This window comes from Treponema sp. (assembly GCF_045657965.1).
GTDB lineage: Bacteria > Spirochaetota > Spirochaetia > Treponematales > Treponemataceae > Treponema_D.
On the sequence record NZ_JAZOUG010000104.1, the window covers coordinates 13,465 to 27,775 of the forward strand.

15 protein-coding genes are annotated in these 14,311 nt (G+C 38.8%); 14 read left to right on the forward strand and 1 reads right to left on the reverse strand.

Annotated features, from left to right (window positions below):
* Nucleotides 1-9: 9 nt before the first annotated feature.
* On the reverse strand, nucleotides 10-726 hold the full coding sequence (locus ACKI5B_RS03870; RefSeq protein ID WP_407426017.1) for a JAB domain-containing protein: 717 nt from the start codon (nucleotides 724-726) through the stop codon (nucleotides 10-12).
* 97 nt (nucleotides 727-823) lie between these two features.
* Here ACKI5B_RS03870 and ACKI5B_RS03875 point away from each other — a divergent pair, with 97 nt between their 5' ends.
* The 14 genes from ACKI5B_RS03875 (at nucleotide 824) to ACKI5B_RS03940 (ending at nucleotide 14,307) form a co-directional block, all read left to right on the forward strand.
* Nucleotides 824-1,414, forward strand: a complete 591-nt coding sequence (locus ACKI5B_RS03875) for a glucosaminidase domain-containing protein (RefSeq protein WP_407426019.1) — start codon at nucleotides 824-826, stop codon at nucleotides 1,412-1,414.
* Nucleotides 1,415-1,494: 80 nt separating this feature from the next.
* Nucleotides 1,495-2,871, forward strand: a complete 1,377-nt coding sequence (locus ACKI5B_RS03880) for a V-type ATP synthase subunit B (RefSeq protein WP_407426021.1) — start codon at nucleotides 1,495-1,497, stop codon at nucleotides 2,869-2,871.
* Nucleotides 2,872-2,874: 3 nt separating this feature from the next.
* Nucleotides 2,875-3,495, forward strand: a complete 621-nt coding sequence (locus ACKI5B_RS03885; protein WP_407426023.1) for a V-type ATP synthase subunit D — start codon at nucleotides 2,875-2,877, stop codon at nucleotides 3,493-3,495.
* A gap of 11 nt (nucleotides 3,496-3,506) precedes the next feature.
* The gene (locus ACKI5B_RS03890) at nucleotides 3,507-4,010 is read left to right on the forward strand and encodes a universal stress protein (protein WP_407426025.1); all 504 of its coding nucleotides are present in this window, start codon (nucleotides 3,507-3,509) and stop codon (nucleotides 4,008-4,010) included.
* A gap of 87 nt (nucleotides 4,011-4,097) precedes the next feature.
* On the forward strand, nucleotides 4,098-5,783 hold the full coding sequence (locus ACKI5B_RS03895; protein ID WP_407426027.1) for a hypothetical protein: 1,686 nt from the start codon (nucleotides 4,098-4,100) through the stop codon (nucleotides 5,781-5,783).
* Nucleotides 5,768-6,421: an ABC transporter ATP-binding protein gene (locus ACKI5B_RS03900; RefSeq protein ID WP_407426029.1), complete on the forward strand. Its 654-nt coding sequence runs from the start codon at nucleotides 5,768-5,770 to the stop codon at nucleotides 6,419-6,421. The genes ACKI5B_RS03895 and ACKI5B_RS03900 overlap by 16 nt, the downstream gene beginning before the upstream one ends.
* A complete protein-coding gene (locus ACKI5B_RS03905; protein ID WP_407426031.1) occupies nucleotides 6,418-7,665 on the forward strand; it encodes an ABC transporter permease in 1,248 nt (415 codons plus the stop codon). The genes ACKI5B_RS03900 and ACKI5B_RS03905 overlap by 4 nt, the downstream gene beginning before the upstream one ends.
* Nucleotides 7,662-8,768: an ABC transporter permease gene (locus ACKI5B_RS03910; protein WP_407426033.1), complete on the forward strand. Its 1,107-nt coding sequence runs from the start codon at nucleotides 7,662-7,664 to the stop codon at nucleotides 8,766-8,768. The genes ACKI5B_RS03905 and ACKI5B_RS03910 overlap by 4 nt, the downstream gene beginning before the upstream one ends.
* Complete coding sequence (locus tag ACKI5B_RS03915) at nucleotides 8,765-10,090, forward strand: aspartate kinase (RefSeq protein WP_407426035.1); 1,326 nt, start codon at nucleotides 8,765-8,767, stop codon at nucleotides 10,088-10,090. The genes ACKI5B_RS03910 and ACKI5B_RS03915 overlap by 4 nt, the downstream gene beginning before the upstream one ends.
* Nucleotides 10,087-11,268, forward strand: coding sequence for a TrkA-related ion transporter (locus ACKI5B_RS03920; protein ID WP_407426037.1), 1,182 nt, complete (start codon nucleotides 10,087-10,089; stop codon nucleotides 11,266-11,268). Before ACKI5B_RS03915 ends, ACKI5B_RS03920 begins: the two co-directional genes overlap by 4 nt.
* Nucleotides 11,246-11,821 (forward strand): cyclic nucleotide-binding domain-containing protein, encoded by a 576-nt coding sequence (locus tag ACKI5B_RS03925; RefSeq protein WP_407426039.1) that lies wholly within the window; start codon nucleotides 11,246-11,248, stop codon nucleotides 11,819-11,821. Before ACKI5B_RS03920 ends, ACKI5B_RS03925 begins: the two co-directional genes overlap by 23 nt.
* A 33-nt stretch (nucleotides 11,822-11,854) precedes the next feature.
* Complete coding sequence (gene dapB / locus ACKI5B_RS03930; protein WP_407426041.1) at nucleotides 11,855-12,634, forward strand: 4-hydroxy-tetrahydrodipicolinate reductase; 780 nt, start codon at nucleotides 11,855-11,857, stop codon at nucleotides 12,632-12,634.
* Nucleotides 12,634-13,212: a xanthine phosphoribosyltransferase gene (locus ACKI5B_RS03935; protein ID WP_407426043.1), complete on the forward strand. Its 579-nt coding sequence runs from the start codon at nucleotides 12,634-12,636 to the stop codon at nucleotides 13,210-13,212. Before dapB ends, ACKI5B_RS03935 begins: the two co-directional genes overlap by 1 nt.
* 3 nt (nucleotides 13,213-13,215) lie before the next feature.
* Nucleotides 13,216-14,307 carry a BMP family ABC transporter substrate-binding protein gene (locus ACKI5B_RS03940; RefSeq protein WP_407426045.1) on the forward strand — a complete coding sequence of 364 codons (1,092 nt, stop codon included), beginning with the start codon at nucleotides 13,216-13,218 and terminating at the stop codon, nucleotides 14,305-14,307.
* The last annotated feature ends 4 nt before the right edge of the window (nucleotides 14,308-14,311 follow it).

Consider the following 14,311-nt stretch of genomic DNA (forward strand, 5'->3'; position numbering starts at 1 on the left):
AATAATATCTCAAAAATCATCTTCTAACAATAAATTGCTCATTTTTTCTTCATCTAAAATCCCATGTTCCAGAAAACTGTAATAACCTGACTTTGCAATGATTATATGGTCAAGCAGAACAATTCCCAAAATTTCAGCAGCTTTAAAAAGTCTGTGAGTTGTTTCTATATCAGCTCTTGAAGGCGTAATATTTTCGCTTGGATGATTATGACTTATTACAACGGCCGAAGCATGTTCTTTGACGGCTTCAGAAAAAACTTCCGATGCCCTGACAATTGCCATATTTCCGACTCCGGAGCAGATTACCCGGATTGAAATTATTTCACGTGCTCCATTTAAGGAAATACAGAGAAAATGCTCCTGCTTCATCATGGAATAATTCTGAATATATGGAATAATGTCTGAAGGGGAGCACAGGGAAAATTTTGGCTTCTGGTCAAGTCTTCTTCCCAGCTCCAGTGCAGAAGCAATCATAAGCGCTTTTGAAGTTCCCACCCCTCTTATTTTAAGAAGATTTTGAATTAAGTTTTCCTTATTTGATGACATAATTGTTTCCAGAACTTTATGGGAAAGCTCTCTGACAGGAAGTTTTCTGGTGCCGCTTCCTAAAATCAGCATGATTAATTCTACTTCACTTGGATAAAAAAGACCGTGTTTAAGCGTAAGCTCCCGGATTTCAAGTTTTTTATCCTCGTCTTTTTTCTTTTGCCGGTTGTTTTTGTTCATATAATAACTCCTGTATATTTATAGGCTGTAAAATGAATTCTTGGGCATAAAAAAAATTAAAAATCATGAAAAAAAATCTGAATCCGATAATTTTAATATGAAAAAATTATTTTTTGTTTTAAGACGTCTGGTGCTGGCTGCCGTATCATTTACAGTAATTTCCTGTATGAGTTCGAGAGTAACTGAACAATGTTCTACAGAACTGCTTGGCAGCGGAATAAAAAATGCTCAGCAGCTTACAGATTTTTTTGTAAGCCATAAAAGTGATGCAGACATAGAAAAAGTGACAAGACTTGCAGGTTATTATATTGAAGAAGCTGCTGTTGAAGGAATCAATTCTGATGTTGCTTTTGTTCAGATGTGCCTTGAAACCGGTTTTCTGGGATTTGGAAATCTTGTGCTTCCTGAAATGAATAATTTCTGCGGACTTGGTGCAATGGATGCTGAGCACCCCGGAGAATATTTTGAAAGTGAGCAGACTGGAGTCCGTGCTCATATTCAGCATCTTCAGGCTTATGCCACAACTGCTGAAGTTGAATTAAAACAGCCGTGTGTTGATCCCCGATATTCATGGCCTCACAAGGCAAAATTCGCTGAAAATGTACAGGAACTTGCAGGCCACTGGGCAACAGATGTTGAATACGGGAAAAAACTTGAAAATTATTTATCCGAACTGTCGAAATTTTAATTTCGTTGCATTTTGCTGAATTCTTTGATACAGTTTATATTCAGAGTTGTTTTTATGCAGACAAAGCAGCGAGGTGAATTATGCGTGGTGTTGAATATAAAGGCCTGACTTCCGTTGACGGACCAATTATTGTAGTTAAACGCAGTGAAAATATTTTTTATAACGAAATTGTATCTGTGCGTGACCGGAACGGCGAAAAAAAGACCGGCCGTGTAATCGACTTAAACGAAAATATTGCAATTGTTCAGGTTTTTGGTTCTACAACAGGCCTTGATTTGCATGAAACTTCCGTTGAATTCCTTGAAGAACCTATGGAACTTCGTGTAGGCGACGGGCTTTTAGGACGCATTTTTAACGGTCTGGGCGAGCCGATTGACGGACTTCCGCCGATTGTTTCAAGCAAAAAAGTAGATGTAAACGGCATGCCGATTAATCCTTATGCACGTGTCTATCCGCGAGACTTCATTCAGACAGGAATTTCTTCAATCGACGGCATGAATACTCTTATCCGCGGACAGAAACTTCCGATTTTTTCCGGTAACGGTCTTCCGCACAACCGCCTTGCCGCTCAGATTATCCGTCAGGCAAAAATCCGCAATTCTGACGAGCAGTTCGTAATGGTTTTTGCCGGCATGGGTATCAAATACGATCAGGCTCAGTTCTTTATTCATTCTTTTGAAGAATCAGGCGTATTGAGCAAAGTTGTTATGTTCCAGTCACTTGCGGATGCTCCTTCTATCGAGCGAATTATCACTCCGCGCTGTGCTTTAACGGCAGCTGAATACTTGGCTTACGAAAAAAACATGCACGTTCTTGTCGTTATGACTGATATGACAAACTACTGCGAAGCTCTGCGTGAAATTTCTACAACCCGTGGTGAAGTTCCGGGGCGAAAAGGCTATCCGGGATACCTTTATTCAGATTTAGCTGAGCTTTACGAGCGTGCAGGTAAAATCAAGGGAAGCACCGGTTCAATCACTCAGATTCCGATTCTTACAATGCCGAACGATGACATTTCTCACCCGATTCCAGATTTGACTGGATACATCACCGAAGGCCAGATTGTTCTTGACCGCGAACTTTCCCAGAAAGGCGTTTATCCGCCGGTTTCAGGCTTGCCTTCACTTTCGCGCCTTATGAAAGACGGAATCGGCGAAGGCATGACGCGCGAAGACCATTCTGCCGTTTCAAGCCAGCTTTTTGCCGCTTATTCAAAAGTAAAATCAATCCGAAACCTTGCCGCAATCATCGGTGAAGAAGAACTCGGCGAAGTTGACCGTATGTACTTAAAGTTTGGTGAAGCACTGGAAACTCAGTTCTTTACTCAGGGGGAGCACGAAAACCGCAGTATCGAAGAAACTCTTGATTTGGGCTGGAAACTGCTGAAAATCCTTCCGAAGAATGAGCTCTATCGAATCAAACCAGAACTCATTGCAAAGTATTATCCAGAAGACTAAATTATGGCGAAACTAAACATTGCACCGACTAAATCTAATCTTCTCTCCATAAAAGAACAGCTTGCTGTGGCTGTTGACGGCTACGATTTGCTTGAACAGAAGCGTGAAATCCTTGTTATGGAACTTATGCGCATGGTCGAAAAGGTAAAACTTTTAGAGCGCGAACTTGATAAGTGCATTTCAAAGGCTTATCCGGCTTTACGTAACATGCTTATGAGCGTCGGCGGAGATCAGACGGAGCGGATATCAAAATCAATTCACTACGAATACAATCTTAAAGAGAAGTCTGTCACAGCAGGCGGAATGAGTTTTAAGTCTGTAGAAGTTGAACTTCCGAAGCAGCAGCTTTTTTATTCATTTATGGGAACGTATGCTGATTCCGATAAAGTAATGGTGGAGTTTTTCAAACTACTCAATCTTTTAACCGAGATGGCTTCAATCAGAACTATTGCATGGCGGCTTGCAACAGAAGTCAAAAAAACTCAGCGCCGTGTAAATGCGCTGGACAAAATGATTATTCCGCAGAACCGCGAAACTAAAACTTATATCGAAAGCGTGCTTGAAGAGCGTGAACGGGAAAACACTTTTGTATTGAAGAGTCTGAAAAACAGAAAGTCAAGTTAGCGGAGTGTGAAATGATTAAACCTTTAATTCAGAAAGTTGTTGTAGCTGTGAACGGCTCTGAGCAGTCGATTCATGCATCAATGTATGGAATCCTTCTTTCCAAACAGTACAAATGTGAGTTAAAGGCAATTTATGTGGTTGACACTTCCACGCTCAAACAGCTGACAATGAGCAGAATTTTTCTTGAAGAAGAAAGTAAAAATTATGAACAGCGTCTGTGTGATGACGGTAAACGATATCTTTCTTATCTTGACCGGCTTGCAAAGGAAAAAGGCGTTAAAATCGAAACAGAACTTAAAAAAGGTGCAATCTGGTCGGAACTTATAAAATCAGCTGAAGATTTCGGGGCAAACCTGATTCTTCTGGGAGGTAAAGAGCATCCGAATGATACGGCACGCAATTCAATCCGGCATGACAAAATATCTGCTACAAATGCTGAAATTATCGGGAGTGCAAACTGTAATGTGCTTGTAGTGCGAGAACCTGATATCGAAAAACTCTTTAAAATTGCATAAAAATCTCTAAAATTCACTGCTTGTCACAAAAACACACCAATGATAAGATTATCCTTATATTTTAATCTAATTTTAATGGAGAGCATTATGAAAAAAGTGCTTTTGACAATGGCAGCGGTTCTTGCTTCTGCATTGCTTTTAATTTCCTGCGGCGAAAAAGAAAAAACGCCTGATGAACAGTTTAAGGCTGTAGTAAAATCTTCTGTTATGGAGTCGACAAATAAATTTGCCGGCGGTTTCAGAGACACTTTTAAGCAGGTTAATCTGTCAAGTTTTGGCTCAGACGGAAAATTTTCAATTGAGCTTGATGAAAAAACATCCTCTCTCATTCGTGGAATTATTACAGAAGTTATTCCAGGTGTAGACTTAGGATGGTTAAATTCAGTTCAGCTTACTTCATCAAGTACTTTAAAAGATGACAAAGCCGGTGTAAATCTTGGAATCGGCGTTAATTCAGTTAATATTCTTACTATTGAGTGTATTGAAGATCTGGCAAATGCTAAAATTTATCTTTCTATGCCGGAACTTTTGAAAAAGTATTTTGTAATTGATTCAAAAGATAATTACTCTTTAAAGGAAACTTTCAAACTTTATATGGCAGAACTTAAGCTTCTTAAAACGGCTCCTTCTGAAAAAGTTTTCACAGGTTTTGTTGAAGAACTTCTTACAGCTCTTCTGGCTGATGTAAGCGGTGTTGAAAGATCAGTACAGACTCTTTCTGCAGGTCTTTCTTCTGGAAAAGATGTTTCTGCTGATTACACTGTACTTAAATTTGCATTAACAGAAGAATGGTGCGAAAAAACAGGAGCTAATCTTAAAAAAGCAGTACTGGCAAGTGAAAATCTTAAAGCAATTCTTGACTGGGCTCTTCAGTTCGGTGAAGGTCTTCTTTATGAAGATATTTCATCAGAAGAAATTGCCGCAGAATTTGCAGATTCACTCGAAGAACTGTTTGATGATTTGTCATATGAAGATAATGTCGTTGTAAGTGTTTATGCAGATTCAAAATCTCACTTGAAAGGTTCAAAACTTGTTGTTGACCGCGATTCAATCGAATCAAAATTTGTTCAGAAAGGCTCTTCATTCGGCTATTCACTTGCAGCTGTAGAGCGTAAAAACGAACTTTTTTCTTTGAATGGATTCGGTTCTTATTCAGGCGGAAAAATGACAGGTGATTTTACAGTTTATGCTGATGAAGAAAATCTTTTCTCATTCTCTACAAAAAATTTTGACCTTGAAGGAATGCAGAACCTTAAAGCAAACGGAAGTGTTTCATTTACTCTTACCAGAGAAATGCAGCGTGAACTTAAACGTGAACTCCGCTACACCCTTGATGAAAATGCACTTGCTTTAATTGATAACCTTACATTCATATTAAACATGCAGCAGAAAGACAGAAAATCTGCAAAAACTGAGCTTGTAATCGGAAACGGTGATTCTCCATACTTAAGACTCAAGGGAGACTTTAAAGTTAACGGAGGAAGCAAACTGACTGTTCCTCAGGAAGCAATTGATATTGAAACTCTTGATGAAGATAAAATTATGGAAACAGTACGCGAAATTAAAATGGATACTGTAGCTGCTAACCTTAAAAAAGCAAAAGTTGCTGATGAATATGTTGAAGCTGTATCTCAGTTAAACGGAGAAGCAATTGCAAATATCGTAGAAAGCTATGTAAACCCATACGGTTCTTACAGCTATGATGACTACGATGATTATGATGGTTATGGTTCTTATGACAGTTCGGATAACGGCTGGTGGGAACAGAATTAATTAAAATCTCAAAATCCTACGGCAAAAAGCCTGTACTTAAAGATATTTCTCTTTCAGTTTCTGAAGGGGAAATCGTAGGAATTTTGGGAGAAAACGGGAGCGGAAAATCAACGCTCCTTTCAATTCTTGCCGGAGTCGAAAAATGTGATTCAGGCTCTTTTTTAGTCTCCGGTAAAAATCTTTTTGAAAAGCAAAACTCTTTCCTCTTTTCAGAACTTACAGGTTACGTTCCGCAAAACTCAGTTTTATTTGAAGAGCTTTCTGCACGCGACAATCTGCGCCTGTGGTATTCAAAATCAGAACTGGAAAAATCTCTTTCAGACGGCGGTGTTTTAAATCTTTTAGGCATAAATGCTTTTTTAAAAACAACTGTTTCTAAAATGTCAGGCGGAATGAAAAAAAGACTTTCAATAGGATGTGCTGCTGCCAGAAATCCAAAAATCCTTCTGTTAGATGAGCCTGGAGCTGCCCTTGATCTTGGGTGTAAGGCAAAACTTTATTCCTACTACAAAGAATTTGCAAAAAACGGCGGCATTTTATTTATAGTTACGCATGATGAAAGTGAAATTGCACTTTGTACAAAAAAATATATTCTTGAAAACGGCGAAGCTAGACTTTGCAGGGATTCTGCTCAATGATGCAGTTTTTCAGATTTTTCAGGATTCAGATATTAAAAATCCGTCCGCATATTTTTAATATTCTTTCAGTTTCTTTAATCTCTTTTTTTACAATTGCTTTTCTTGCTTTTCTTTTTGTCCGGAATATGGATTTTTCCGGTACAAAGCAGAAAATTTCCGTTGGTATTGTGGGAGATTTATCGAATAAGTATATGAAATTCGGCGTTGATGCGCTTGAAATGATGGATTCCAGCCGGTTTTTTGTAGATTTACAAATCCTTAATCTTGAAGAAGCAGAAAAATTACTCAGGAAACATACAATTGCAGCTTATGTTGTAATTCCGGACGGCTTTTTTGAAAGCGTTGAAAACGGCAGTAATGATAAAAAAGTCACTTATGTTACTTCAAGCGGAGCTTCGGGAATCGAAAGCCTTTTAAAAGATCAGGTTTCATCAATAATTACTAATCTGCTTTTACAGGCTCAGGCAGGAATTTTTGCAATGGAACATATCGCCGCCCTCACAAATCAGCGCCCGCTTGCCCAGAAATATCTGCTGAATCTGAATATGAAGTATGTAAAATGGACTCTGGACCGTACTAAACTTGCCCGTGTGCAGGAAGCAGGTCTTTCTCACGGGCTTTCTGTTTTTTCTTATTATCTCTGCGCACTTTTGATTTTATTTTTCTCGCTTTCAGGAATCAGCTCGTATCCGGTTTTTATGAACCGCATTCAAAGTCAGTATAAATTTTTTGCTTCGCGCGGTATAGGCTGTTTTAAGCAGGTGTTTTGTGAATGTGAGGCTTATTTTCTGCTTCATTTATGTCAGCTTTTTTGGGTAATGCTTTCAATTTTTGTGCTTTGTTCAGTTTCTGGAATTGAAATTTCTTCCTGGAGATACTGCGGCATTTTTAAGGGCACAGTATCGCTTTTTTTTCATATGATTCCGGTCTGTTTTTTACTTTCCCTGCTGCAGTTTATGCTTTTTGAGTTTTCGGATAATACAGTTTCTCTGATAAGCCTGCAGTTTCTGGTGTTTATTTCACTTTGTTTTACAGGCGGCTGTTTTTATCCGCTGGATTTTTTTCCTGAACAGATGAAAATTTTAGGGAATATCTTACCAGCAGGTATTTCTCTTTCTTTTTTAACTTCATCTTTAATGCAAAATGACAGCATTTCTTCACTTTTAATTATATCTGCGTATTCATTTTTATTTTTCTGTATTTCAGTTTTTCTCCGTTTCCGTAGAATAAGGGGGCGCTCATGATGTGGTTTTTACTGATGCAGAAAAGACTTCTAAAAAAGCCGTCTTTCATTGTGATTCTCCTTTTAATTCTGCCGTTAACAGTTTTTTTTAAATTGACTTCTTCTGAAAAAAGCGGTGTTCTTACTATTGCTGTTCACACAGTAAATGACGGCCTTATTAAGAATTTTTCCTCCTCCATCGAGAATGTGAACTTTATTCAGTGTGATTCTGAAGAAGAAGCAAAAAATCTGGTTCTTGAGAAAAAGGCAGACTCAGCATGGCTTTTTGATAAAGATTTTGAAGAAAGAATTTTAAAGGCCGCAAAAGACGGAATTATCAGGCCGTGCGTGACTGTTTTTGAAGCCGAAGAAAATACAGCATTAAGCTTCAGCAGGGAGCTTTTATATAAAGAAATTTACCCGCTTTTTTCTTATCAGGCATACCGTTTTTATGTACTGGAACGTTTTGGTACTGTTGATGAAGAAATTCTTTTTGAAGAATATAATCGTTTTGCTTCTGGTCCGGAACTTTTTGTTCATAAAAATGCTTTTTTTAAAAACGGTTCAAATGCATTTCTTCTGTTACCTTTCAGAGGGCTGCTTTCTGTGTGGCTTATGCTTTGTACTTTTGCTTCGGTTTTGTATTTTATGAAGGATTCTAAAAGAGGCGTTTTTATCTGGCTTCATTTTAATTCTCAGATAAAAAAATATTTATTTTCACTTTCGATGATTCTTATTCCGCTGGTTTCTTCATCGCTGATTTTTATATCAGCTCTTATCTGTTCTTCACTTTTTACAAATTTTTCAGGTGAATTTTTAGCATTTATTCTGTTCTTATGCAGCTCAATTTTATTTTCACATATAATTTTTCTGCTGTGTGGAAATGAAGTCAGGTTCTGTGCAGTTTTACCGCTTTTGATTCTGATTTTTCTTGTTTTCTGTCCGGTTTTTATGAATATTCATTCCCTCCGCTTTATTCAATATCTGCTGCCCCCGTTTTATTATCTGAATGCTGTATATGAGCCTTATTTTTTTATATTTTTTTTAATTTATGAATTAGTTTTGCTTGTACTTGATTTCATGTTGTATCAACTAAGTCAAATCGCTAAAATAAAAACATTATGATAGTAATGAAATTCGGTGGCAGCTCGGTTGCCAATGCGGAAAGAATCCGCCATGTTGCTTCAATTATTCAGGCTTATAAAGAAGAACGCCCTGTCGTTGTTTTAAGTGCGATGGGAGATACTACAGACCATCTTCTTGATGCGGCTGATATGGCTGTAAACGGCACGGTTGATATTGCAAAAGTAGAAAAACTTCACTTTGATACAGCTAAAGAACTCGAAATCGATGTTCCGGCAATCAAAGAGCTTTTAGAAGAACTTAAATTCCTTCTTACCGGCATTTCAATGCTTCACGAACTTACAAAACGCACCCGCGACTACCTCGTTTCTTTTGGTGAGCGGATGAGCGTACGTATGATGGCAGCCTATCTTGAAAAACAGGGAACTTCTGCAAAATTCTACGATGCGTGGGATATTGGCATGGTATCTGATTCAAACTACATGTCGGCAGAACTTCTCGATGAAGTCTGGGATAATATTCCAAAGGCTTTAGGCGACTATAAAAACGGAAAACAGAAAGAAATTCCTATCGTAACAGGCTTTATTGCAAAGGACAAAAACGGCATTATTACAACCCTCGGCCGCGGCGGTTCTGATTTGAGCGCAACGATGATTGGTGCTGCAATGAAGGCTGACGAAATTCAGACATGGAAGGATGTTGACGGTATTCTTACAACAGACCCTCGAATCGTAAAAGAAGCACGCCCGGTTCCAGAAGTTACTTACGAAGAAGCACAGGAACTTGCAATGTTCGGTGCTCAGGTTCTTCATCCGCGTTCAATGATTCCTTGCCGCAAAACAGGAACTCCAGTCCGTGTAAAAAACAGCTACAATATCAAAAGTGCAGGTTCGGTAATCGTTGAAAAACATTCCGGTGAAACTCCGCGTGTTACTGCAATTACAAGCGTAAAAAATGTAAGTTTAATTGATATTCAGTCAAATAATATGTTTGGTGCATGCGGATTTCTTGCGCATGTCTTTAATCAGTTCTTAAAGTGGAATGTCAGTGTTGATGTAATTGCAACTTCTGAAGTTTCTGTTTCTCTCACTGTAAACGGTAAAACAAAGCTTGAAGGTCTGGTCGAAGATTTGAAACGCGGAGCTGATGTAACTGTAAAGTCAAACAAAGCAATCGTTACCCTTATTTGTGATGCAAGCCATTCAAGCTCAATTCTTGAAGATGCATTTAAAGCACTTCATGAGGCAGATATCAATGTTCAGATGATTTCTCAGGGAGCAAGCAAAGTTAATATTTCAATGCTTGTAGACGAATCTCAGGCAAATGACGTTGTTCAGATTTTGCATAAGGCTTTGTTTAAGTGAGTAGAAAAACTCTAATTCGTTCAGTCAGACGTTTTTCTCTTTCCCTTTTAAAAAATCCGCTTACTTATGTCGTAATTGCTTTTATCGCACTTATGGCTGTTCTGATTGATATTGTATGGCGTTATGAAGCCGGCGTTACAATGGAGCATTACGGCGACAGTATCTGGAACTTTTTAATTGCCTTTGTTGCAGGCTATTACGACATCTGCGTGGTCACTCCTGTCGGCCGCTTCTGCAGTTTTATCATTCTTCTTTCAGGAATTTTATTATTCAGTACAATCACAGGTAAAATAGCTTCCATGTTCATGGAAATTCAAATGAAAAAAGACAAGGGGTTAAAGCAGTTGAAAAATTTAAAAAATCACTTTTTACTCTGCGGCTATCGTGACGGTTTTGAGAAAATTCTTGATACGGTTCTTCGTTCAAATCCGGACATAACGCCGGATATGGTTGTTCTGATTAACGATACTGCTTCTGAAAATATTGAGCAGATTAAAAATCAGAGCCGTTTTAAAGATCTTCAGTATGTTTCAGGGGACTTCAGTGAAGAAGAAACTTTGAACCGCGCCCTTATTAAAGATGCAGAAAGAGTGCTAATTATCGCCGACCGTTCAAAGAATTTTTCCCAGATGGAAATGGACAGCCGTACAGTTCTTGCAGCCCTTACAATGAAAAATTTAAATCCGAGCCTTTACATTGCGGCAGAGCTTTATGATTCAAAATTCCAGAAACATCTTGAAATGGCTCACTGTGATGAAATAATACTTACAAGTGACTACGAATACTCGCTGCTTGCTACTGCTTCAAGCGGCATGGGTTATTCAAACGTTATCCGTGAACTTATTGGTGATGATGCGGATTCCGGTATTCTTATCGAAAATATTTCGCCATCTTTCATCGGAAAGACTTATGGTGAATTACGCTCTTCTATTTCAAACGGTTCTGTTTTAATCGGGCTTCTTCAGAATACGGGAAACTTTTACCGCAGAAGGCAGGATGCTTTGCGTGAAGCCCAGAAAAATCCTGATGTAAAAAAGATTGTTGATAATCTTAAAAAGGTAAAGTCACTAAAAAGCAATGATCCGATTCTGACTCCGGCTGATGATTTTATAATTCAGAAACATACAAAGGCAATTTTTGTAAAAGGTAAGAAAAATGATTCTTTCGAAGCTGTTTAATAAAGAAGATGATCCAAAAAAATCAGAAGTTCTCGAAGAAATCAGCCAGAGTTTTGAAGAAGTTCTTCCAAAACTTTTGAAACTTCATCTTTTTTCAGACTTTCGTGCAGAAAACGAAAATGATGTCCGCATTCTCCGGCTTGTTTACAATGAACTAAAAATTAAAACATTTTCTGCCGGGGAAGAAATTATAAAAGAAGGCGAAGACGGAGAGAATTTCTACATTCTCACACAGGGAAGGGTACAGGTTTTCAGAAACACCCTTGCCGGTGACCGGATTGCACTTGCCATATTAAATGATGAAATGGGAATTTTCTTTGGTGAGGCTGCTTTGATTGCAAAAGACAAACGGAGTGCTACCGTTATTGCACTTACTGACTGCCGTACAAGCGTAATCAGCGGGAAGAAATTTAAAGAACTTTGTGATAAAGAACCTGTTTTAGGTTACCGCGTAATGCTCTGCCTTGCACAGCGGTTAAGTTCTACACTAAAAAAGACAAATACAGATATGACAACTCTTTATGAGGCGTTGTTTGACGAAGTTGTGAATTAGCATATAATTCATTTTGTTTTATAGGAGTAAAAAATGAAAATCGCGTTAGTCGGATATGGAAAAATGGGGCACATGATTGAATCCTGTGCCAAAGCAATGGGACACGAAGTTGTGGCAACTGTAGATGTTGCTGCAAAAGATGCTGCAAATCTTGTAAAGGCAGGCGATTATGATGCTGTTGCACAGGCTGTAAAAAACAGTGGGGCTGAAGGTGTTATCGAATTCTCTCACCCGACTGCTGTAATCGGAAACTTAAACGCCCTTATTCCGCTTGGTCTTCCGGTTGTTGTCGGTACTACAGGCTGGGCTAAATCAGAAGACGAAATCGAAAAACTTTGCGCTTCTTCAAACGGTACATGTATGCGCTCTTCAAATTTCTCAATCGGTGTAAATATGTTTTATAAAATCGTAGAAGAAGCTGCCCGTCTTATGTCTGAATATTCTGAATACGATGTTGCAGTCTGGGAAGCTCACCACAATCAGAAGGCAGATTCTCCTTCAGGAACAGCTCTTGAAGTTGCACGTCGTGTTATGAGCGGAAACAAATCAAAGACAGAAATGGTATTTGATGCTTTCCACGAAAAGCCTAAGGCAAACGAACTTCATGTTTCTTCTACACGCGTAGGCTTTGTTCCTGGAACTCATACTGTTTTCTTTGATTCACCTGCTGATTCAATCGAACTTACACACAGAGCACGCAGCCGGGAAGGTTTTGCACGCGGAAGTGTAGTTGCCCTGGAAAAATTGTGTTCTAAACTTCAGTCGGGAGAGCTTTCAAAAGGTAAACTTTACGGAATGGAAGATTTATTCTAATGAAATTACTTGAAGACAGAATCCTTGCTGACGGCGAGGTAATCGGCGGAAAAATCTTAAAGGTTTCTAATTTTCTTAATCATCAGATTGATGTAGCCTTTCTTGATGAGCTTGCACTGGAATGGAAACACCGTTTTGAAGGTGTAAAAATTACGAAAATCCTTACAATTGAATCGAGCGGAATTGCAATCGGTGCAAGTCTTGCACGTGTTTTTGGTGTTCCGCTTGTTTTTGCAAAAAAACATCAGACTTCAAATGTAAACGAAGATGTTTATTCGGCAAAAGTTTTCAGCTTTACGCACGACCAGTACTACAATGTTGTCGTTTCAAAAAAATATATCAGTAAAGGGGACTGCGTTCTTCTTGCTGATGATTTTCTTGCAAACGGAAATGCACTTAAAGGCTTAATTGAAATCTGTAAAAGTGCGGGTGCAGCACTCTGCGGTGCTGCCTGTGCAATCGAAAAGGGCTTTCAGAATGGCGGAGATGAGCTTAGAAAGGCTGGCTTAAAGGTTGAAAGTCTTGCGATTATCGATAAAATGGATTCAAACGGAATTGAATTCCGCAAAGAGGTATAAAAAATGAAAAAACTTGCAAAAATTGCACTTGCAGTTATGGCTTTTTCAATGGTATTGACTGGCTGTAACAAAAAATCTGGAGCTTCTGCTTCTGTCACAAAAGAAAATCTTAAAGTCGGATTTGTTTACATTGGTTCTGTAAATGACCAGGGCTATACACAGGCTCAGGATCAGAGCCGTCTTGCTCTTGAAGAAATGGGTATTACTACAATGTACAAGGAAAATGTTCCGGAAAACTCTGACTGCGAAAAAGCAATCCGCGATTTAATCGATGCCGGATGTAACGTAATTTACACAACATCTTTCGGATTTATGGATTCAACAATTAACGTTGCAAAAGATTTCCCTGAAGTAAAATTCGGTCACTGTTCAGGATTTAAAACAGCAGAAAATGTTTCTACATATTTCGGAAAAATGTACGAAGCACGCTATCTTGCAGGTATTGTAGCTGGTCTTAAAACAAAAACAAACAAAATCGGCTATGTTGCAGCATTCCCTATCTCAGAATGTATCCGCGGAATTAACGGATTTGCTCTCGGTGTACAGTCTGTAAACCCGGATGCAGTTGTTGATGTTGTATGGACAAATACATGGTATGATCCTACAAAAGAAAAGCAGGGTGCTCTTGAGCTTTTGAACCGTGGCTGTGACGTAATTGAACAGCATCAGGATACAACAGCTCCTCAGGTTGCAGCAGAAGAAAAAGGTGCATTTGCTCTTGGTTATAATGTTCCGACTCCGGATGCAGCTCCAAAAGCTTATCTTACAGCGCCAATTTTCCACTGGGCAACTTTCGTAAAGGATGACATTCAGAAAATTCTCGACGGAAGCTGGACAAGCCGAAAATACTGGGAAGGTTTGAGTGCAAATATGGTAGATTTGGCTCCACTTTCAGAGCTTGTTGCAGAAGGAACAGCAGAAAAAACAGCTTCAGCACGTGCTGCAATCGAAGACGGTTCTCTTAAAATTTTTGCAGGTCCTCTTTATGATCAGAGTGGTGCAGAGAAAGTTGCTGCCGGTACCGTTATGAGCGATGACGAAGTATGGAATATGACATGGTTCGTCAAAGGCGTTAACGGTGTTATTCCTCAGTAACTCA